Origin of the sequence: Flavihumibacter sp. CACIAM 22H1 (assembly GCF_001601815.1) — a bacterium.
Lineage (GTDB): Bacteria > Bacteroidota > Bacteroidia > Chitinophagales > Chitinophagaceae > Flavihumibacter.
Map to the genome: position 1 here is coordinate 1 of NZ_LUKG01000008.1, position 20,018 is coordinate 20,018.

Below are 20,018 nucleotides of genomic sequence, written 5' to 3' on the forward strand. Positions count from 1 at the left end.
GATCCACAGTTGCTAGAACCAATCGGAAAGCTAAGCGTTTACTGTCCCGACGAACTTACCGGCTCCGTAATTGGAGACCTGCAAACCAGAAGAGCTGTGCTGGAAGGCATGGAATCAGAAGCTCATTTTACCCTTATCAATGCCAAGGTTCCCCTGGCTGAGCTTTATGAATATTCCAATTCTTTGCGATCAATTACCCAGGGAAGGGCACGTTTCCGTCTTCAATTCGACCATTATTCGCCCGTACCATTCGAATTACAGAAAAAGTTAATGGAAGAATATGCCCGGAAAGCGGAGCTGGTGGAGTAGTCGTCGAAGCCTGCTTTTCGATGAATGGAACAATGAATTCTTTTTACTGGTCGTTTTTAATCTGTTCCGTTTTTAATCGACGTACCCAATTGAAAATTTCCACACCTATGAACGAACAGTTGTACTTCAACGACCAGGCACATATTGCCGAAAAGTTCCAGTTGATCCAGGAGCATTTGCAGGATACCAGTAAAATGGCCGTTCTGAAAATTCGCAACTGGAAATTAGTGGAGCACTTGCCAGAGACCAGCCAACGCTATCAAAAGCATATGCACCAGACATTATTCAACATTGTTCCAAATGAGTTTATTCTGTGCGAGATAGGCTATTACTTCTCTCCCCTGAATAACTGATAAAAAAGGGCCGGAATTCCGGCCCTTTTTTATTTTTATCTTTATACCATGCCAAAGCTTAACCAGGTATTGCTTTTTATCGTTCTAAGTGGCCTCGTTTTATATGCTGGCAGATCCCTCTTTGTTCCCCTCAGTTTCGCCTTACTGATCAGTTTCATCCTGTACCCTATCTGCAAATGGATGGAATCAAAAGGAATTTCAAAGTCCCTTGCAATTCTGATTAACCTGCTGTTCATGTCTGTATTGCTGAGTGGTATCCTTTTTCTACTGATCAATCAGTTACAGGAATTTGGATCAGAATGGCCATTACTGAAAGAAAAAATTAATCAGTCCATTACCCGTTTATCAAATTATATCAGGGATGAATGGGCGATTGATACGGCCACCCAGCAGAGTTATGCCGATCAGTTGCTGCTGAATGCCCCGGGTTACCTGCTGGGCGTTTTACAAAAAGCAATTACCAATTCGGCCGTATCACTGGTACTTTTGTTACTGATTCCTATATATAGTTTTTTGATCCTGTATTACCGCAGACGGCTTATGACCGCCCTTCTGCTGGCTTCTCCTGAGAAGTACCGGTCAGGCCTAACCGAAATTGTTCAACTAGCTATTCAATCCTATTACAATTTTATAAAAGGCATGTTACTGGTTTACCTGATTGTAGGCCTGTTAAACAGCATTGGCTTACTGATATTGGGAGTGCCCCATGCAATTTTATTTGGGATAATTGCTGCCATACTGACCTTTATTCCCTACGTAGGTATTATAGTAGCCTCCTTGTTTCCGATAACCCTGTCCTGGGTTACTACCAATTCTATCTGGTACCCCGTTGGCGTAATTGGTATTTTCACCATCGTTCAATACCTGGAAGCCAATATCATTTTTCCCTGGGCGGTATCCAGAAAACTCAATTTAAACACCCTGGTTACCATTGTTGCCATTATTTCAGGAGGAATTCTATGGGGGGCAGCGGGAATGATACTTTTTGTTCCCTTTGCAGCCATACTGAAGCTGGTAGCCGAAAGAATAGAAGGAGCCGAGGCACTGGTTGTTATGTTGGGGGAGGACAAGGAAGAAATACCAAAAACTACCACTCGTTAGTTTTATAGCATTTATCCGTATTTTCGTCACTTAACAAATAAGCTTTATGAAGGAAGTGTATGTTGTAGCCGCAGTTAGAACTCCGATGGGCAGTTTTGGCGGGGCATTGAAAGAAATTTCGGCTACCCGGCTGGGAGCAATTGCTATAAAAGGAGCCCTGGAAAAAGCAGGCCTGGATGCAGGAAAAGTGGAAGATGTGCTGATGGGCTGCGTACTTCAGGCAAATCTCGGACAGGCACCTGCCCGGCAGGCCGCCCGTTATGCCGGCTTACCGGACCAGGTGAATTGTACCACTATTAATAAAGTATGCGCCAGTGGTATGAAAGCAGTGGCACAGGCAGCTCAGAGTATTTTATTGGGCGATGCCGGCATTGTTGTAGCGGGAGGTATGGAAAGTATGAGTAATGTACCCTTTTATATAGAACAACTTCGGTGGGGTAATAAGTATGGCTCCTCCAGCCTCACAGACGGCTTGGCAAAAGATGGATTAACCGATGTATACGATGGATTAGCCATGGGAAATGCGGCAGAGAAATGTGCCCGAGAATGCTCCATTAGCCGGCAGGAGCAGGACGAGTTTGCTATCCAAAGCTATCATAGAAGCCAGGCCGCCTGGAATGCAGGTAAATTTGATGCAGAAATTGTTCCCGTTCCCATTCCCCAGAAAAAAGGTGATCCCCTGCTTTTCACCAGGGACGAAGAACCCTGGAATGTAAAGTTTGAAAAAATCCCCGAGTTAAAGCCAGCGTTTCAAAAGGATGGTTCCGTAACAGCAGCCAATGCGTCTACCATGAATGACGGTGCGGCGGCATTAGTACTGGTTAGTAAAGAAAAACTGAAAGAACTCGGACTTCAGCCCATTGCCCGGATCGTATCGTATGCAGATGCAGAACAAGCACCGGAATGGTTTACCACAACGCCTGCTATAGCAGTGCCGAAAGCGGTAGCAAAAGCAGGCCTGAAAATGGAAGATATTGAGTATTGGGAACTCAATGAAGCATTTGCCGTAGTAGGCATTGAGAACAGCAGGCGTATGCAACTGAATCCTGCAAAAGTGAATGTAAACGGAGGGGCCGTTTCACTTGGCCATCCCTTGGGTTGTAGTGGTGCGCGGATTTTAGTGACCCTGATCCATTTACTTAAAGCCAATAATGCCCGCTACGGAGCTGCAGGAATCTGTAATGGGGGAGGGGGTGCCTCTGCTATGGTAATAGAAAACATTACTGCATAAATATTCTGAAAGCGGCTTGCCTTCGATTTTGGGGCATTTGGTTAAATTTTGCTGTAAAAATGGAATTTCTGGCTAAACATAGCAACCAAAAGTCAAACTTAAACGTAAATTGTTACAAAAAATCTCCCATATGAAACGCATACTGATGCTTTCTCTGCTGGCAGGATTGGTACTGGGTGCCTGCCAGAAAAAAACGGAAAATCCAACACCAAACCCGCCTGGTGGAGGAACCACACCTCCTACAATGGCCGATAAAGTGAAAGACACGGCTTTATTATATGCCAGGGATATTTACCTCTGGTATAACCAGATTCCTACCAGTTTAAATGCGCGCTCCTATGCCGATCCTGGTAAAATTATGGAAGCCATCAGGCCTTACAGTAAGGAGCCCGGTTTCACGAACCCGGTAGATCGCTGGAGTTTTGGTGTGTTGAAATCGGAATGGGATAATGTAAGCGGAGGTGTTGCCGCAGACCTGGGCATGGGAATATTTTTCCGTACCAATACAGACCTGCGCGTAACCAATGTAGAACCCGATGGAGTGGCAGGCAAAGCCGGCGTAGAACGGAGTTGGAGAATTATCAAAATAAACGGCAACAGTACTATTAATACATCCGATGCCAGTATCAACTTTATTGTGGATGCGATTTATGGTGGAAAAACGGCCACTATTGAGTTTACAAAACCAGATGGAACACAAAAAGAACTTACCCTTACACCTGTAAGTTACCAGGAGCAACCCTTGGCGCTGGATACGGTTTATGAAAACAGCGGTAAAAAAGTGGGCTATATGGTCTTGAATTCCTTTCTTGGAAACCAAACCCAGATCAAATCAGCCTTTGCCAATACCTTCCAGGAATTTAATGGAAAAGGCATAACCGACCTGATAGTAGACCTCCGGTATAATGGCGGTGGCTATGTATCTCTGTGGGAAGAGCTTGCCAACTACCTGGTACCGGCAGCTTCCAATGGGAAAGTGATGTACACAGAAAGTTTTAATACTAAATATTCTGATTGGGATACCTCGGTGTTCTTTGTGAAAAAAGGCAATTTGAACCTTCAGAAAATTGTGTTCATCATTTCTCAGAATACGGCATCAGCCAGTGAAGGACTAATCAATTGTATGCGTCCGCACACTACGGTTAAAATAGTAGGTCCGAGCGCCTCCAATGGAAAACCGGTAGGGTATTTTGCCATTCCGGTGGGCACCTGGTATGTGTTTCCTGTAAGTTTCAGAACTGTTAACAGTGCTAACCAGGGTGGCTATTTTGATGGCTTTATACCTGAAAGCCAGGTTCCGGACGGGTTAGACAAACCCTGGGGAGATCTCACAGAAGACTGTTTAGCAAGCGCCATGAAATACCTCACAACAGGGGCCTTCCGGGTATCGGGCAATGAGGCCCTGCGTACTAATACGGAGTTTATGGAAAGTTATAAACGCCTTCCCCTCAAGAAAATGAAAGTATTGGTGGAAGACCGGGTGAACTATGCCGAAAGAATGAAACAGTAAGAAAAGTTTTGATATAAACAAAAAAGCCTCGTTTTTCGGGGCTTTTTTGTTTATATCGGTAATTTTTGCGGAATTGGTGCTTAACCAATAAATTTGCCACTCGTTTAAAAACTAAAGAATGGCAAGATCTATTGCATTTAGAGAAGCGCTTCGCGAAGCAATGAATGAAGAATTCCGTCGTGATGAACGTGTATTTCTGATGGGAGAGGAAGTTGCAGAATACAATGGCGCCTATAAAGTAAGCCAGGGTATGCTCGATGAATTCGGTGAAAAAAGGGTAATTGATACCCCCATCTCCGAGTTGGGATTTGCTGCTGTTGCCGTAGGTGCTGCGCAGAATGGCCTGCGCCCGATTGTGGAATTCATGACCTGGAACTTTGCTGTACTGGCACTGGACCAGATCCTGAACACGGCTTCGAAAATGCTTGCCATGAGTGGTGGACAATTGTCCTGCCCAATTGTTTTCCGGGGGCCCAACGGCTCTGCCGGTCAATTAGGGGCGCAACACTCTACTGCATTTGAAAGTTATTATGCTAATATTCCCGGATTGAAAGTGGTATCGCCATCCAACGGATACGATGCCAAAGGTTTACTAAAGCAAGCAATCCGCTATGAAGAGGACCCCGTGATCTTTATGGAAAGCGAGCAGATGTATGGCGATAAGTCAGAGGTTCCGGAGGAAGAATATTATATCCCACTCGGCAAAGCAGATGTAAAGAAAGCTGGCTCTGATGTAACCATCGTGTCATTTAATAAAATGATGAAAGTGGCCCTGGGTGCAGCTGCTGAACTTGAAAAAGAGGGCGTGAATGCGGAGGTAATTGATCTTCGTACCATTCGTCCGCTGGATTGGATGACCATTTTAGAAAGTGTAAAGAAAACAAATCGCCTGGTGATTGTGGAAGAGCAATGGCCTTTTGCCTCTATCTCATCCGAAATTACCTACCAGATCCAAAAAGAAGGATTCGATTACCTGGATGCCCCCATTCGTCGGATCACTGCTGCTGATGCGCCGCTGCATTATGCGCCCAACCTGGTAGCTGCCGCTTTGCCAGATGTAAGCAGAACAGTAAAACTGGTAAAAGAAGTTATGTACATGAAAAAGTAGGTAAGTTCACCGGAATCAATAAAAAAACCCGCAGGTTAGTTAAGGCCTGCGGGTTTTTATTTTTTGTAATACTTACTTTAACATACTTCCCATAGTAAGCAAAAAACAATACGAATAAGCCATTAAAACGCCGGCCAAAAGAACCAGCTTGGTTGTTAATTGCCACACACTTATTTCACGTGTGCTTTTCAGAGGATGACGTAGTTTGTTCATAGGTTGGATATTTATCGGATATTGGATACATCAAAAATACAACCCGATAAGTTGGCTGTCAATCACAATTCTACCCGTTTTTTTTCGTACAATTACCAAGCAGAACCACTCAGGCTAGCAGGCTACCACCCATAAAGACAGCCTTCAGCAAACCTCCATTCAGGTGTTTGTAAATTACCACCGGTATACGACTGCCAGGGTTGGGCGAAACCGGAACCAATCGCTTTAACCACGTGTATATCCTGCGCCGGCATATACCCCTGCAGTAGAATAAAAAGTTTTTCTCCCTTTTTATTGTACACCAGGTCAGCCACCATCATTACATGCCCGGGGAATCCTGCTTTTAAAAAAACATCCCCAATTTCCATGGTTGCCGGATCTGACTTGGGTTTCAGTTGCCTGGCTAAGGAAGCAGTACCACAGTAAGTATACACCACCTGCATAAATCGATGAAAATTGTCTCTACTGTTAAGCCGGGCAGGAGCCGCTATTGAGGGCGCAACGCTTAGCCGTTGGCCGTTTAAGCGATACCTGACACCTTTGCACCAATCAGAATAGCTCAGCCAGGTTCCATCAGATGCCAGAAACCGCAACTGCTGGTAGAATGCCTGCTCAAATAACCAGTTGGCCCGTATCAGGTATACGGCATCTGCGCATTGCAGCAAGGGGTTGTCCTTAACGGGAATTGTAAGTACAGCGAACTGGGCCCGCTGGTTGGGTTTCAATTGTCCGTTAAACAGGTAAACGGTAGAATCCTTTTTCAAACGTAACTGGCGGATATATGCAGCATAGCTACCACTGACCGCATTACGCCTTTGAAAGCCTTCCGGAACAGGCAATGCACCAATAAACTCCGGGACGGATGAAATGGTAAAAAATGGCAAAATAATTGCCATATACAGGGACAATCGCATTAATCGGTATTTTTGACAGGAATAGGATGCGAGCTTTCAGGATTTACATAAAATAAAATTTATACCAACCAGCATGTCCCAAATTTTAATAATTGACGACGAAAGAGCAATCAGAAAAACCCTGGGAGAAATCCTGTCTTACGAAGGTTATAAAGTAGATGAAGCGTCCGATGGAGAAGAGGGTCTAAAGAAATTCAGGGAAAAAAATTACGATGTTGTATTGTGTGATATCAAAATGCCCAAGTTAGATGGAATAGAATTTTTGGATAAAGCAAGAGAGGCAAATCCTGATATCCCGATTGTAATGATATCCGGGCATGGCACTATAGAAACAGCTGTAGAAGCCGTAAAAAAAGGGGCATTTGATTATATTTCCAAACCACCCGATCTGAATCGGCTGCTCATTACCTTAAGAAATGCTATGGACAAAACATCGTTGGTTACAGAAACCAAGGTGTTGAAAAGAAAAGTTAGCAAAGTACAGGAAATGATCGGGGACTCACCCGCTATTCAACGTATAAAAGACACTATTGAAAAGGTAGCACCCACCGATGCCCGGGTACTTATTACCGGGGAAAACGGGGTAGGGAAAGAACTGGTAGCCCGTTGGCTGCATGAAAAAAGTAATCGCGCAACGGGTCCGTTGGTAGAAGTAAACTGTGCAGCAATTCCCGGTGAATTAATCGAAAGCGAATTATTCGGCCATGAAAAAGGTTCTTTCACCTCCGCCATAAAACAACGCATTGGAAAATTTGAACAAGCCAGCGGCGGCACATTGTTTTTGGATGAAATCGGCGATATGAGTTTGTCGGCACAGGCCAAAGTGTTACGGGCATTGCAGGAGGGTAAGATTACCCGCGTAGGTGGAGACAAAGAGATTTCAGTAGATGTACGCGTAGTTGCGGCTACGAACAAGGATCTGTTGAAAGAAGTAGAGGATAAAAATTTCCGGCTCGATCTATATCATCGTCTGAGTGTAATTCTGGTTCATGTACCCTCTCTCAACGATCGCAAACATGATATTCCTTTACTCGTTGATAAGTTTTTAGAGAATATCTGTGCTGATTACGGAATCGCAAAAAAGGAAATTGAACCGGATGCATTGGAAGCGCTGAGAGAGTATAACTGGACAGGAAATATCCGGGAGCTTAGAAATGTGGTGGAAAGGCTTGTAATTCTTTCCGGGAAAACCATTCTTAAAGACGATGTCTTAAATAATGTTGTTCCAAGAAAATAGAGGTCTAATTAGATCGGGCAAACTGCATCATTTCTGCCGCGTCTTTCAAACATTTGATAGTATCGATTGATGCCGCTATGTCGGGTGAGATTCCCGGCCCCGAACATACAATTTTAGCAGCAGGCAGGCTTTTTTGTAGTTCCTTCAAATAGGAAACCGGGTTATTCGGCCCCAATTGGGTAATCAAATGGAAATAAAGGTGGGAAGGCGGGTGACGGAAACAGTATTCCAGAACAATTTCCAGTGGCAGATTTTTACCGATATAAACCGAGTGATGACCGTTTTTCCTCAACAGGTAATGCATAAAGAGGACCGGTATTTCATGGGTTTCGCCCAAGGGGGTAAAAACAACAAGGTTTTTCCGGCCGGGGAGCAGCACGGTATCCAGTCCATCCGTAGCAAGCAGTATTTTTTTGATAATAAGCTCACTGCAAAAATGTTCCTGTGCGGGAACAAGCCGGTCTGTTAACCAACGTTTTCCGATCAGGTTTAATAAAGGATACACCACCGTAAGCATGACTTTCTCCAGGCCCATATGTACCACCAGCCGGTGAAAGATCTCGTTAAATTTTTCCTGATCAAATGCCATTACTGCCTCCAGTAACTGGTGAATAGCCTGCTCCTGTTCACCCCCATACTGCTCCTGCAGGGTATAGGCAATCAATTGCTCATTGCTGAGGCTGGCCATCTCTGATATCCGGAACCCTTTTTTGTATAAGACCGCTATACGGAGGATCTTTTTCAGATCTTCGCTGTCATAAAACCTGTGGCCTCCATCTTTTCGCTGGCATAAATTCAATTGATACCGCTGTTCCCATACCCGCAGCGTATGAGCCTTGATACCGGTCAGGTTTTCAATATCCGTTATGGTAAACCGATTCATTCCGACTTGCAAGGAAGCACTAAAAAAAGCGATTAACAAAAATTTTAGGAAATCCCTGTCATAATTTACACAATTCAGCTACAAATACAGCAATAAACCTATATTATTCACGTAGAATGGTATTTTTGCGCACATCTAAAATTGGTTGAATGACAACGAATCAGATTTTGATCGTAACCCTGATTTCCCTTTTACTGGTTATGCTACCGGCTTTTGGCCTGTCAAAAATGTTTCAGAAAGCCGGGGCACCAGGCTGGAAAGCATGGGTGCCGTTTTATAATACCTGGACGATGCTGGAAATAGCCAAACGTCCCAAGCATTGGTTCTTCTGGCAATTCATACCGGTAGCCGGCTGGTTTGTTACCATGGGCATACTGATAGAATGGGTGAAATGTTTTAATAAATTCAGTTTCTGGGAACATGCAATGACCTGTTTGTTGCCCTTTATCTATTTTCCTATGGTAGGAATGGATCCTGCTACCCGTTATATAGGACCGGAGGGTGTAAAACATTATAAAAAAACACCCTTACGGGAATGGGTAGACGCAGGCATATTTGCCATTGTTGCAGCTACCTTAATACGCACGTTCATATTCGAAGCGTATACCATTCCAACCGGTTCAATGGAAAAAACCCTGTTAATTAATGATTTTCTGTTTGTAAGCAAGCTAAGCTATGGCCCCCGGATCCCCAATACGCCCTTAGCTGTGCCCTTTGTACACCATTCCCTGCCGGGAAGTTCAATGAAGTCTTATTCTGAATTGATAAAACTACCCTACAGCAGGTGGTTTGCCAGCCCGATTAAACGGAACGATGTGGTGGTTTTTAATTTTCCGGACGGAGACACAGTCATCAATAAACCCGAATTTCAGTCCCAACATCCCTATTATTCCATTGCACGGCAGTTGGGTAATGGAAATATGGCTGTAGGCCGGCAGATAATTCTGAGCGATCCGGAAAGCTATCCATTGGTTGTACGCCCGGTTGATAAAAGGGAAAACTATATCAAACGCTGTGTTGCTATTGCCGGAGATACCCTGGAAGTTCGGGAAGGCCAGGTATATATTAATGGCCAACCCGGCTTTGTACCGCCAAAATCCCAATTGTTTTATGAATTGGAAACCAATGGACAACCCCTTAATCCGGAGTTTATGAAGGATGAGTACGATATTGACATCAATGATGACCAGGAGTTTGCACGGATGAGTGGAAATGTTATGAATATGCTGCTGACCCCTGAAGCGGTTGAAAAAATGAAAAAAAGCGGGCTCGTTAAACGCATTACTCCGCTTTTATACCGGCCAGATGCCGTGTCTCCTTCCAAATTCACGATGGATATTTTTCCGCATGATGGTCAGCATCGGTGGACAGAAGATTTTTATGGTCCGATCTGGATCCCTAAAAAAGGAGCAACCTTAACCCTGACCCCAGAAAATTATAGCATCTACGAGCGGGCAATCAGGGTATTTGAAGGTAACCAGCTGGAGCGCCAGGGCAATCAGTTCCTGATCAATGGCCAGGTATCCAATCAGTATACGTTTAAAATGAATTATTACTGGATGATGGGGGATAACCGGCATTTATCGCAGGACAGCCGATTCTGGGGCTTTGTTCCTGAGGACCATGTAGTAGGAGAAGCCTGGATTATATGGATGAGCCTGAATAAAGGAGTGCGCTGGAACCGACTGTTCAAAAGTATTCACTAACTTACTGGACAGGTCAAATAATTGCCCTCCATGCATGCAGTAAATTACCAGTTTACGTACGAAATCTATGATTCAATTAGTGAATTAACAGAAGAAGATGCCTGGTTACTCGAAGAAGCCAGGCAGGTTACAGAGCAGGCCTATGCGCCGTATTCGAATTTTTATGTAGGCGCGGTAGCTAAACTGGCAAACGGAGAAATCATTGCCGGCTCCAACCAGGAGAATGCTTCTTTTCCTGTAGGCTTATGTGCAGAAAGGGTAGTGCTTGCTTCGGTAGCCTCTTTATTTCCAAAGATTCCCATTGAAACCATGGCCATCAGCTACCAGAGTGGTACGGTAGAAAGTAATCATCCGATTAGTCCCTGTGGCATTTGCCGCCAATCACTACAGGAATATGAGGGGAGGGTGCGTGCGCCAATTCGTTTGATCCTGGGTGGACAATCGGGTAAAGTGTATATTATTCCCAAAGCCAGTTGGTTATTACCCTTGAGTTTTACCGGAGAGGAGCTGGGCATCTGAGATCACTGATCAGCCAATTTTCTGCCCGTTTTTTACGGCCCGGTCGGGTTGTAACAATACCACGGCACCTGTTTCAGCATAAATACCCAGCACCAGGCATTCACTCATAAACCGGGCAATTTGTTTGGGAGGAAAGTTAACCACGGCAATAACCTGGCGCCCGACTAGGTCTGCTGGTTGATACAGCTCTGTCAGTTGGGCAGAAGACTTTTTATGGCCCAGTTCTCCGAAATCAATCAGCAGCTGATAGGCCGGTTTTTTTGCTTCGGGAAAAGCTTGCGCTTCCAGAATTGTACCGATACGGATGTCAATTTTTTCAAAATCAGCCCATTCGATCAACATATGTTCTATAATTAGCGCAAAAAGATAGATTTTTTTTCATAGAAACTGCAATCGGTAAACAATCGTACCGTAAATTCAGTCATCTTTTAATTTTTATCAAACCGATTGTAACTATGCCTCTTTTATCGCCTTCGCGCAGAAAATTCCTTCGGAATTCATCCGTAGCCGCCGCAGGATTTTTTATAGTACCACGTCATGTGCTGGGAAAAGGCCATGTGGCGCCAAGTGATACGTTGAATGTTGCCGGCATTGGCGCCGGTGGAAAAGGACAAAGTGATCTGGCTGAATTTTTTAAGACCGGTAAAGTCAAAATTGTGGCGCTTTGTGATGTGGATGACAGAGCCGCGGCGAAATCGCGCCAGGCTCATCCCAAAGCTCCTTATTACAGGGATTTTCGGGAAATGCTGGATAAGCACAAAAATCAAATTGATGCAGTTTCCATATCCACACCCGACCATACCCATGCCAATGCCACGCTGGCCGCCATGCAGTTAGGTAAACATGTGTATACGCAAAAGCCATTGACGCACGATATTTATGAAGCCCGTTTATTAACAGAAGCGGCCAAAAAATACAAAGTGGTAACCCAGATGGGTAACCAGGGTGGTAGTGGTGATGGTGTACGTCGTGCCAAAGAATTGATCGATGCCGGTCTTATCGGAGATGTTCATACCGTTCATGCCTGGACGAACCGCCCGGTTTGGCCCCAGGGAATTCCGACCCCTTCAGGTAAACACGATATACCTAAAGAATTAAACTGGGATCTCTGGCTTGGACCTGCTCAGCACATTGATTACAATCCCGCCTATCTTCCTTTTAACTGGAGAGGTTGGTGGGCATTCGGAACCGGTGCATTAGGTGATATGGCCTGCCATATTCTTGATCCGGCATTCCGTATCCTTCCTATAGACTATCCAAGTTCTGTGGAATGCAGTGTTGCCAATATCTGGCAGGATATGTGGGTTGAAAGTGCTAACGTAGACGGCTGCCCGCCTTCCTCAATTATCCATCTTGATTATCCCAGAACAGATGGCAAAGGCAATATCAAAATCTCCTGGTACGATGGCGGATTACTGCCCAATCGCCCGGATGAATTATTACCGGAAGAAGCATTTGGAAACTGGGATGGTGGTATCCTGTTCACGGGCACAAAAGGCAAATTATTAGCCGATTGTTATGGAGAAAATCCCCGCCTGCTTCCAACGGCAAAAATGAAGGAAACCCTTCCTGCACCAACTATTGCCCGCGTTCCTGAAGGGCACTATGCACAATGGGTGAATGCCTGTATTGCAGGTTATGGTAAAGGAAAAACAAGTTCTCCTTTCGAATATGCTGGTCCATTTACAGAAAGCATTCTTATCGGAAACCTGGCCATTCGCAGCTGGATGATGAAAAATCCGAATCTGAAAGGATGGAATGATAAGTACCTGGGTCGTAAAAAGCTTCTCTGGGATGCTAAAAATATGAAAATCACCAACTTCGAAGAAGCTAACCAATTCGTTAAACGCGAGCGTAGAAAAGGTTGGGAAATTTAGGAAAGGGAGAAGAAGTGAAGGTGAAAATGGAGAAAGGTGAAAGGAGGAGGGTAAAACTTCCCCATTCACCTTTTTCCGTTCTCCCTGCTCCCTTTCCTATTCCCCCAGCAACTGGGCCAGGTTCAGGAGTTCTTCCTGTTTATAATTGTCTTTATCGTTCTCAAAACACTTGGCGAATTCTTCCAGGAGGTGCTGGATAATCCGAACTGTACCCATAGGTCGAAAAAAGGAGGCCGTAGGAGGCACAGAAATACGTTTGAAATAAGTATCTACATCTTTTTGTGTAAAAACCTGTCCACTCATTGGATCAATATAAAACTGGATTTCTTCGGTAGCACCAGCAGTCAACTCTTCCAGTAAGGCGGAGTCCGTATCAAAATAGGCCAGTATAAACTGACGGGGAATCGGAACTGCCCGGATGGGAATATCCAGTAAATCGCAGAGTACCAGGTAGAGAATACCATTGCAGAGAGCGTTTCCCTTTTTGCTATCCAATACCTTATTTAATAAAAAATCATTGGGTTCGCTGTAATTTATTTCAGTTCCCTTAAGGTGATAATAATTGTATAAAATGGTGGTTAATACATTGGTTTGTTCCAGCGGAGTAAGGTAATTATTCAATTCCAGCCAGATGTTGCGGCGCATTTTTTCAATATCCTGTAAAACAGCGTTTACATTCAGATCCGGGTATTGAAATTTAGCAACCAGTAGTGCCCCGCCCAGCAAATCAGGTGAAGACTGATTTTTCCACCGTATAAAATCCTTGGTAAGGTCGCAATAATGAAGGCGATGAATCAACATTTCAATCCTTTGCTGAACAGCTTCGTCGGGTGTGGTTTCCCAAAGATGCTCCAGGTTAGGGATGATATTGGTACCCAGGGAAATGATACGATCACTTACCGTAGAGAACACCTCCATATCGGGGTCATCGATAAGATGGAAAAGGGCTGATATTTCACGGGTTTCTTCCATTTACATGGGTTATTTGGATCAGAACAATTTAAGGACGTATAAATGGCTTAAAATATTGTTACTGATCTGCCAATAAATTTCGCTGGAATGCAGCATTGAAGCCATGATACTTATCCACCGTTGTGGATAAGCGCCATAGTTTCAATGCATAAGAAAAAATTTCAGGCTATTTTTTTCGGGGTGCTGATTTTTTGGCAGCCGCTTTTTTAGGGGCCGCTTTCTTGGGAGCCGCCTTTTTTGCTGCTGCTTTTTTAGCGGGGGCTTTTTTTAGATGCCTTTTCAAAGGCGCCGGGAATTTCCGCTTCGATCATTTTTTTGATTTCATCAAGCGAAATGGTGCTTAACGCCTCTTCCTCATATTTGGTACCGTCCGCTTTTCTGCCCATTTTCAGCATCTTTTTACCGAAACGGATGAAGGGACCCCAGCGGCCATTTTCCAGGGAAATTTTTTCGGCCGGCCATTGTTGAATATAGCGGTTGGCTTCTTTTTCCAGTTTTTTGCGAATCAGTTCTTCACAATCAGCTTGGGTCAGCTGATCGAAATTATAGGCTTTAGGAATATTGATGAACAGGTTATTCCATTTGATAAAGGGACCAAAACGGCCTTTTCCCTTAGTTACCGGTTCTCCCTCGTAGGTAGCAATGGGTGCATCTGCCTGTTTTTTTCCGTTAATAAGCTCAATGGCCCGGTCCATATCCACGCTTAATGCATCCTCTCCTTTAGGTATAGAAACAAACTCATCACCCCATTTCACGTAAGGGCCAAACCGTCCTACATTCACAGAAACTTCCAGGCCTTCAAATTCTCCGATGGTCAACGGGAGTTTGAACAGGTCCATAGCTTCCTCATAGGAAATAGTTTCAATACTCTGACCGGATTTTAAGCGGGCAAACCTCGGTTTTTCCTCTTCAGCTGCGTCGCCGATTTGTACCATGGGTCCATAACGTCCCATCCGGGCAACCACTTTTCTTCCGCTTTCCGGATCAGTTCCCAATTCCCGTTCCCCTTTTATCCGTTCGGCGTTTTCAATAGTATTATCTACATCCTTTTTAAATGGATTGTAGAAAGCATCAATCATTTTATGCCACTGTCTTTTTCCGCTGGCCACTTCATCAAACTCTTCCTCTATTTTGGCGGTGAACCCGTAGTCCATTACATCGTTGAAATACTGATTCAAAAAATCAGTAACCACCAGGCCCAGGTCGGTTGGAAATAATTTGGCTTTTTCTGCACCGGTTGTTTCCTGCGACATTTCCTTTTTTAGCTGGTCATTCACCAGTTTCAGAATTCGGAAATCGCGCCGTACCCCTTCTTTATCGCGTTTTTCAACATATCCGCGTTTAAGGATAGTGGTTATCGTAGGGGCATACGTAGAAGGCCGGCCAATGCCCAGTTCTTCCAGTTTTTTTACAAGCGACGCTTCCGTATAACGCGGAGCGGCCCGATTAAAGCGTTCCGTTGCAGTCATTTCTTTCAGTGGTAACTGCTGCTTCACCTGTAAGGGAGGTAACATGCTATCAGCGGAATCATCCTCGTTCAGGTCCTCTTCATCTCGGTCTTCGCGGTACACTTTTAAGAAGCCGTCAAATTTGAGCACTTCGCCGGTGGCCGTTAATTCTTCCTTATTGGTGGAAATAGTAATTTTTGCTGTTGTTTTTTCCAGTTCGGCATCTGCCATCTGGGAAGCCATGGTCCGTTTCCAGATAAGTTCATACAAACGTTTGGTATCCATATCGTCCACCGTACTGTTTTCCATATAGGTGGGCCGGATGGCTTCGTGCGCCTCTTGCGCAGATTCGTTCTTGTTTTTGAATTTGCGGGGCTGAAAATATCGTTGCCCATATTGCCCCGTAACCTGTTGGCGAATTCCATCCATGGCTGTTTCGCTCAGGTTAACGCTATCTGTACGCATATAGGTAATGTTACCGCTTTCGTATAGTTTCTGCGCAAGTAACATTGTTTTACTCACCGAATAGCCGAGTTTCCGGCTGGCTTCCTGTTGCAGGGTTGAGGTGGTAAAAGGGGCGGCCGGCGATTTTTTACCAGGCCTTACCTGGATATCTGTAACCGTGTAACTGGCGCCTTTACAGGATTCCAGAAATTTTTCTGCTCCTTCCTGGTTATTGAATTTTTGTCCCTCTGCTTTGAAAAGAACCTGTTTATCTGATAAGTCCTTTGCACTGAAAAAGGCATCGATCCGGAAATGGCTGATCGATTTAAAGGCATTGATCTCTCGTTCGCGCTCCGCAATCAAACGTACAGCAACAGATTGTACCCTACCGGCACTAAGAGATGTACCCATGCTCATTTTGCGCCACAGAACAGGGCTGAGCTCAAATCCTACGATCCTGTCCAACACCCGGCGGGCCTGTTGCGCATTTACCAGGTTCATATTTACGGTGCGGGGTTGCGAAACAGCTTTCTGAATGGCAGGTTTGGTAATTTCATGAAAAACAATTCTTTTGGTACTGGTGGGGTCAAGTCCTAATACCTCACAAAGATGCCAGCTGATAGCTTCTCCTTCCCGGTCCTCATCCGTTGCCAGCCATACTTCATCACTTTTTTTGGCGAGTTGTTTTAGTTCCTTCACCACTCTTTCCTTTTCATCCGGAACTATATAGCGGGGTTTGTAATGATTTTTTATATCTATACCCATTTCCCCTTTTTCCAGGTCGCGAATATGGCCATAACAACTCTTCACTTCAAAATCCTTTCCCAGGATTTTTTCGATCGTTTTAGCTTTCGCAGGCGACTCCACAATCAATAAATTCTTAGCCATGTATCAAAAATCGTTTTAAAAAGTACATCCAGCCCTTGCAAGTTTACAGTATAAGACCGAATATACCAATTCAGGAAATTTATCGACCTTATCATTCCTTTAAGAAATAATCGGCGTAAAACTACGTTCTTTGTATTGTTCTACTTCTACCTATTTATTGATTCCTCAACCGTTTAACGTTATGTCGAAGCCTTCAGAAGGGCCTGAAACCCCTATTTCAGGTTACGAATCATTTTCAGGTAGCAAGGAAAAATCTACCCATTTTTTATGGTGGTGTGCCGGGGTTCACCAGGCAACTCTTGCCCAATACCCCACTGAACACCCCAAATACCATACACTTGGAGGGGTTTTACTGGCCACTTTTGCACTTGCTGCATTATCCTCCGGGTATGCTTTTTTTACCATTTTTAACAGCACTGCCTGGGCAATTGGTTTCGCCCTGTTATGGGGTGCTATTATTTTCAACCTCGACCGGTTTATGGTTTCAACCATCCGGAAATACGGCATGAGTACAGCCAGTCAATGGAAAGTGGCGTTCCCCCGTATTATACTGGCTGTTTTTATTGGTATAACAATAGCCAGGCCGCTTGAGTTGAAATTATTTGAAAAAGAGGTCAACCTGGAAGTAAATCGCCAGATCCAGGACCAGATCAGCCAGTACAACCTGCAGCAAGACACTATTCATTCCGCTAAAGTTGCCGCGGCTATGCTGGAACGCGACCAGTTGCAGATTCGCCGGAAAGCAATGCAGGATACCCTGTTGAAATTACAGCAGGCGTATTTAATGGAAGCAGATGGAACCGGTGGATCCGGAAAACGCGGAGTTGAAACCATTACCCGGCTTAAAATGTCGGCATTTGAACAAACAGCTGCCAACTATGCACTCTTATTTCCATTGCTGGACAGTGCATTGGCAAAGCAGCAAAGATTCCTGGACAAAGCCAATCAGGAGCTAAAGGAAGAAAAAGACAAATTTGCCCAGGCAGCCTACGCCAATGTGGGCTTTTTAGCCCGTAATAAGGCTTTACACAGTTTATCAGAAAGAGAAGACAGTGTATTTATGGCGAATCTGCTCATCAGCTTATTGATCATCATATTAGAAACAGCCCCTATTCTGGCTAAGCTCTTATTACCCGTAGGGCCCTATGATATTGCGCTGGCTAAAGAAGAATTGGTGCCTATGCACCAGTTGGAAAAATCGATTGCCCGCGAGCAGGATGGAGGTCCCAAGTTGGAGGCTGTGGGGTAGGAGAAGGGGGAAAAGAGAGAGAGGAGAGGAGGCTTGGGAGAGGCCTCCTCTTTTTTTGTTTTGAACTACCAGCCGCCTCGTTCCCAATAGGCGTACTCCCGGTCATCGCACTGGTGGCGGTTTACGTATTTAACATCCAGGTAAAGCCGTCCATCACGGCCTAACCAGTAGTGCAAACCGGCTTGAGTACGATAATAATATCGGTTATTGCTGTACCGCCGGATGGGTAAATGACGGGTATCATAGATTACCAGGGGCGGTTGGCTTACCCTTCGTCCACGGTGCGCTTCATACCCATACTCACGCGAATGTTTATTATGCTTGTATTTTTTGGGATGCTTCCGGCCTGCTGACCAGTCGTCATCGTCCTGCACAACAATAACAGTGGTATTTCCTCCCTGGGAATGGCGGTGCCCCTGTGCCAGAGAAACAGTGCCAGAGAATACAATCATTGCGGTCATGAAAACCGCTGGTACAATTTTTACCATAGGGATCATTTTTGGTTATAGATTAGTAGACCATATTAATTAATCTCCGTTTAAATCTCCACCAGCATGAAACTGCTATTTAGCCTAGTATTAACAATTGTTAGTTTTTCGGGTTTTGCACAAAAGAACGCAGAAGAAGAAGGAATAAAAAACACTATTAACCAGTTATTCACGGCAATGCGTAACCGAGATACGGCTTTATTAAAAGCAGCCTTTGCCCCCACAGCCGTTTTGCAAACCATTGCACCTGCCAAAGATGGAAGCCTGCAGGTAAGAACAGAAGAACTGGCCGGATTTATAAAGGCAATCGGAACGCCCGGTAAAGATTTGCTGGATGAACGGATTCAATTCGGATCCATCCTGGTAGATGGACCAATGGCTGCTGTTTGGACCCCTTATGAATTTTATCTTGGAACCCGTTTCAGTCATTGTGGAGTCAATTCCTTTCAGTTAGTAAAGCTGGATGGTAACTGGAAAATCCAATACATCATTGATACACGCCGCAAAAACGGTTGCCAGCAATAAGGTAAGAGCACTAATTAAAATAGCCCCTGCAGGTTGCAGGGGCTATTTTATAAATTATGTGTACTGTCTATTAATGACGGGTTAATTTGTATTTCTTATTAACCTTCGGACTATTAAAATAATTATTGAGCTCTTCTTCACTCATTCCACCGGTATCAACCATTGGAACATCAATTAACTGCGTTTGTACCTGCTTCAGATCACTACGCAGCTTGGCCAGTTTGGTCAGAATTTCAGGATCGGTTTCACCCACCAGCATATTATCAGACAAACTGTATTCCAGCCGCTTGATACTGGTTCTTACCTGCGCTGCCGAGTTGGACTCATACGCTTTTACCGGGCTCACCGCCTCTTTAACAGGCACCAGGGCCACTCCCACACTAGGCATTACTTTACCTACATTTTTGTCGCCATCTGCTGAACTGGTGGACAAAACAGTACCTGCCAGGGCAGAACTTCCCGACATTAAGTCGAAACTGGTACGGGTATTTTTGGTACGTTTTACATTTTTATCCAACTCTTTAAAGCTGAACTTTAGTTGCAGTATATAGCGTTGAATCTCCTTAACCACGCGGTTATATTCTCCCTGCCGGAAAGGGTAATTGAGGGCATCCCGTACTACCACGGTAATCTTTGCCGTATCGCGGTTGTAAAATTTATCTGCTCCTACAAAAGTTATATGAAAGGTTTTCTGTTTCTCCTTATCATCATCTTTTACAAAATCATAAGGTACTGCCCAGGAAAAGATATCATCACATTTACGAACGGTTTCATACCCTTTGATAGAGGCATCTGTGAGGGTTGAAATAGATTCAATGGGAAAACTTCCCCGCTCGCATTGAATAGGTATGGTCAGGGTATCACCTTCGTCTACAAAAATTGTTTCGCTAACCCCGGGCTTAAGCCTCGATATTACTATCTCGGTGTTATAAAACATCATAGTAAAAAAAGTATCAATGCGTTCTTTGGGATCGGACAGGTTCTGGATTCCCATCAACACTTTGTATTCCTGGTCATATTTCAAACGACCCGATAAAAACAGG

Annotated in this window: 19 protein-coding genes and 1 pseudogene; 12 read left to right on the plus strand and 8 right to left on the minus strand. The window is 44.5% G+C overall.

All coding sequences use genetic code 11. The features are described from left to right. From A1D16_RS04035 to A1D16_RS04060, 6 genes and pseudogenes are all read left to right on the plus strand, one after another. A pseudogene (locus A1D16_RS04035) lies at positions 1 to 309 on the plus strand (elongation factor G); the annotation flags it as partial. A gap of 107 nt (positions 310 to 416) precedes the next feature. Continuing rightward, on the plus strand, positions 417 to 662 hold the full coding sequence (locus A1D16_RS04040) for a hypothetical protein (RefSeq protein ID WP_290707951.1): 246 nt from the start codon (positions 417 to 419) through the stop codon (positions 660 to 662). Positions 663 to 710: 48 nt separating this feature from the next. Further along, positions 711 to 1,763 carry an AI-2E family transporter gene (locus A1D16_RS04045; protein ID WP_290707952.1) on the plus strand — a complete coding sequence of 351 codons (1,053 nt, stop codon included), beginning with the start codon at positions 711 to 713 and terminating at the stop codon, positions 1,761 to 1,763. 46 nt (positions 1,764 to 1,809) lie between these two features. Further along, positions 1,810 to 2,994, plus strand: a complete 1,185-nt coding sequence (locus A1D16_RS04050; protein WP_290707953.1) for an acetyl-CoA C-acyltransferase — start codon at positions 1,810 to 1,812, stop codon at positions 2,992 to 2,994. Positions 2,995 to 3,124: 130 nt separating this feature from the next. Continuing rightward, positions 3,125 to 4,504 (plus strand): S41 family peptidase, encoded by a 1,380-nt coding sequence (locus tag A1D16_RS04055; RefSeq protein ID WP_290707954.1) that lies wholly within the window; start codon positions 3,125 to 3,127, stop codon positions 4,502 to 4,504. Between the two features lie 118 nt (positions 4,505 to 4,622). Further along, complete coding sequence (locus A1D16_RS04060; protein WP_290707955.1) at positions 4,623 to 5,612, plus strand: pyruvate dehydrogenase complex E1 component subunit beta; 990 nt, start codon at positions 4,623 to 4,625, stop codon at positions 5,610 to 5,612. Positions 5,613 to 5,684: 72 nt separating this feature from the next. On the opposite strand, the gene A1D16_RS04065 is transcribed toward A1D16_RS04060, so the two are convergent. Both A1D16_RS04065 and A1D16_RS04070 read right to left on the minus strand, forming a co-directional pair. Beyond that, positions 5,685 to 5,825, minus strand: coding sequence for a hypothetical protein (locus A1D16_RS04065; RefSeq protein WP_290707956.1), 141 nt, complete (start codon positions 5,823 to 5,825; stop codon positions 5,685 to 5,687). Positions 5,826 to 5,947: 122 nt separating this feature from the next. Continuing rightward, positions 5,948 to 6,739 (minus strand): DUF4846 domain-containing protein, encoded by a 792-nt coding sequence (locus tag A1D16_RS04070; protein ID WP_290707957.1) that lies wholly within the window; start codon positions 6,737 to 6,739, stop codon positions 5,948 to 5,950. Positions 6,740 to 6,812: 73 nt separating this feature from the next. Here A1D16_RS04070 and A1D16_RS04075 point away from each other — a divergent pair, with 73 nt between their 5' ends. Further along, complete coding sequence (locus A1D16_RS04075; RefSeq protein ID WP_290707958.1) at positions 6,813 to 7,976, plus strand: sigma-54 dependent transcriptional regulator; 1,164 nt, start codon at positions 6,813 to 6,815, stop codon at positions 7,974 to 7,976. Between the two features lie 4 nt (positions 7,977 to 7,980). On the opposite strand, the gene A1D16_RS04080 is transcribed toward A1D16_RS04075, so the two are convergent. Continuing rightward, complete coding sequence (locus tag A1D16_RS04080) at positions 7,981 to 8,859, minus strand: MerR family transcriptional regulator (protein WP_290707959.1); 879 nt, start codon at positions 8,857 to 8,859, stop codon at positions 7,981 to 7,983. A 149-nt stretch (positions 8,860 to 9,008) separates the two neighbouring features. On the opposite strand from A1D16_RS04080, the gene A1D16_RS04085 reads away from it, so the two are divergent. Then, complete coding sequence (locus A1D16_RS04085) at positions 9,009 to 10,565, plus strand: S26 family signal peptidase (protein WP_290707960.1); 1,557 nt, start codon at positions 9,009 to 9,011, stop codon at positions 10,563 to 10,565. Positions 10,566 to 10,595: 30 nt separating this feature from the next. Continuing rightward, complete coding sequence (locus A1D16_RS04090) at positions 10,596 to 11,084, plus strand: cytidine deaminase (RefSeq protein WP_290707961.1); 489 nt, start codon at positions 10,596 to 10,598, stop codon at positions 11,082 to 11,084. A 9-nt stretch (positions 11,085 to 11,093) separates the two neighbouring features. Here the strand turns inward: A1D16_RS04090 and A1D16_RS04095 are convergent, their stop codons facing one another. Next, entirely contained in the window at positions 11,094 to 11,426 is a 333-nt protein-coding gene (locus A1D16_RS04095; protein WP_290707962.1) for a tRNA-binding protein, read from the minus strand. Between the two features lie 113 nt (positions 11,427 to 11,539). On the opposite strand from A1D16_RS04095, the gene A1D16_RS04100 reads away from it, so the two are divergent. Further along, positions 11,540 to 12,961, plus strand: coding sequence for a Gfo/Idh/MocA family oxidoreductase (locus A1D16_RS04100; protein WP_290707963.1), 1,422 nt, complete (start codon positions 11,540 to 11,542; stop codon positions 12,959 to 12,961). Between the two features lie 96 nt (positions 12,962 to 13,057). Here the strand turns inward: A1D16_RS04100 and A1D16_RS04105 are convergent, their stop codons facing one another. Beyond that, positions 13,058 to 13,933, minus strand: coding sequence for a transglutaminase family protein (locus A1D16_RS04105; RefSeq protein ID WP_290707964.1), 876 nt, complete (start codon positions 13,931 to 13,933; stop codon positions 13,058 to 13,060). Positions 13,934 to 14,184: 251 nt separating this feature from the next. After that, a complete protein-coding gene (topA, locus tag A1D16_RS04110) occupies positions 14,185 to 16,713 on the minus strand; it encodes a type I DNA topoisomerase (protein WP_290707965.1) in 2,529 nt (842 codons plus the stop codon). A gap of 181 nt (positions 16,714 to 16,894) precedes the next feature. Here topA and A1D16_RS04115 point away from each other — a divergent pair, with 181 nt between their 5' ends. Further along, positions 16,895 to 17,962, plus strand: coding sequence for a DUF4407 domain-containing protein (locus tag A1D16_RS04115; RefSeq protein ID WP_290707966.1), 1,068 nt, complete (start codon positions 16,895 to 16,897; stop codon positions 17,960 to 17,962). Between the two features lie 65 nt (positions 17,963 to 18,027). Here A1D16_RS04115 and A1D16_RS04120 read toward each other — a convergent pair whose 3' ends face one another. After that, complete coding sequence (locus A1D16_RS04120; RefSeq protein ID WP_290707967.1) at positions 18,028 to 18,450, minus strand: hypothetical protein; 423 nt, start codon at positions 18,448 to 18,450, stop codon at positions 18,028 to 18,030. Between the two features lie 66 nt (positions 18,451 to 18,516). Between A1D16_RS04120 and A1D16_RS04125 the strand changes: the two genes are divergently transcribed. Further along, positions 18,517 to 18,975 carry a nuclear transport factor 2 family protein gene (locus A1D16_RS04125; protein WP_290707968.1) on the plus strand — a complete coding sequence of 153 codons (459 nt, stop codon included), beginning with the start codon at positions 18,517 to 18,519 and terminating at the stop codon, positions 18,973 to 18,975. Positions 18,976 to 19,045: 70 nt separating this feature from the next. Here A1D16_RS04125 and A1D16_RS04130 read toward each other — a convergent pair. Further along, the coding region (locus A1D16_RS04130; RefSeq protein ID WP_290707969.1) for a hypothetical protein at positions 19,046 to 20,018 on the minus strand (973 nt) is incomplete at its 5' end.

Excerpts from the sequence above, each read along its gene's own strand:
- A1D16_RS04040 (WP_290707951.1), top strand. The coding sequence starts at position 417 with ATGAACGAACAGTTGTACTTCAACGACCAGGCACATATTGCCGAAAAG.
- A1D16_RS04045 (WP_290707952.1), top strand. The coding sequence starts at position 711 with ATGCCAAAGCTTAACCAGGTATTGCTTTTTATCGTTCTAAGTGGCCTC.
- A1D16_RS04050 (WP_290707953.1), top strand. The coding sequence starts at position 1,810 with ATGAAGGAAGTGTATGTTGTAGCCGCAGTTAGAACTCCGATGGGCAGT.
- A1D16_RS04055 (WP_290707954.1), top strand. The coding sequence starts at position 3,125 with ATGAAACGCATACTGATGCTTTCTCTGCTGGCAGGATTGGTACTGGGT.
- A1D16_RS04060 (WP_290707955.1), top strand. The coding sequence starts at position 4,623 with ATGGCAAGATCTATTGCATTTAGAGAAGCGCTTCGCGAAGCAATGAAT.
- A1D16_RS04065 (WP_290707956.1), bottom strand. The coding sequence starts at position 5,825 with ATGAACAAACTACGTCATCCTCTGAAAAGCACACGTGAAATAAGTGTG.
- A1D16_RS04070 (WP_290707957.1), bottom strand. The coding sequence starts at position 6,739 with ATGCGATTGTCCCTGTATATGGCAATTATTTTGCCATTTTTTACCATT.
- A1D16_RS04075 (WP_290707958.1), top strand. The coding sequence starts at position 6,813 with ATGTCCCAAATTTTAATAATTGACGACGAAAGAGCAATCAGAAAAACC.
- A1D16_RS04080 (WP_290707959.1), bottom strand. The coding sequence starts at position 8,859 with ATGAATCGGTTTACCATAACGGATATTGAAAACCTGACCGGTATCAAG.
- A1D16_RS04085 (WP_290707960.1), top strand. The coding sequence starts at position 9,009 with ATGACAACGAATCAGATTTTGATCGTAACCCTGATTTCCCTTTTACTG.
- A1D16_RS04090 (WP_290707961.1), top strand. The coding sequence starts at position 10,596 with ATGCATGCAGTAAATTACCAGTTTACGTACGAAATCTATGATTCAATT.
- A1D16_RS04095 (WP_290707962.1), bottom strand. The coding sequence starts at position 11,426 with ATGTTGATCGAATGGGCTGATTTTGAAAAAATTGACATCCGTATCGGT.
- A1D16_RS04100 (WP_290707963.1), top strand. The coding sequence starts at position 11,540 with ATGCCTCTTTTATCGCCTTCGCGCAGAAAATTCCTTCGGAATTCATCC.
- A1D16_RS04105 (WP_290707964.1), bottom strand. The coding sequence starts at position 13,933 with ATGGAAGAAACCCGTGAAATATCAGCCCTTTTCCATCTTATCGATGAC.
- topA (WP_290707965.1), bottom strand. The coding sequence starts at position 16,713 with ATGGCTAAGAATTTATTGATTGTGGAGTCGCCTGCGAAAGCTAAAACG.
- A1D16_RS04115 (WP_290707966.1), top strand. The coding sequence starts at position 16,895 with ATGTCGAAGCCTTCAGAAGGGCCTGAAACCCCTATTTCAGGTTACGAA.
- A1D16_RS04120 (WP_290707967.1), bottom strand. The coding sequence starts at position 18,450 with ATGGTAAAAATTGTACCAGCGGTTTTCATGACCGCAATGATTGTATTC.
- A1D16_RS04125 (WP_290707968.1), top strand. The coding sequence starts at position 18,517 with ATGAAACTGCTATTTAGCCTAGTATTAACAATTGTTAGTTTTTCGGGT.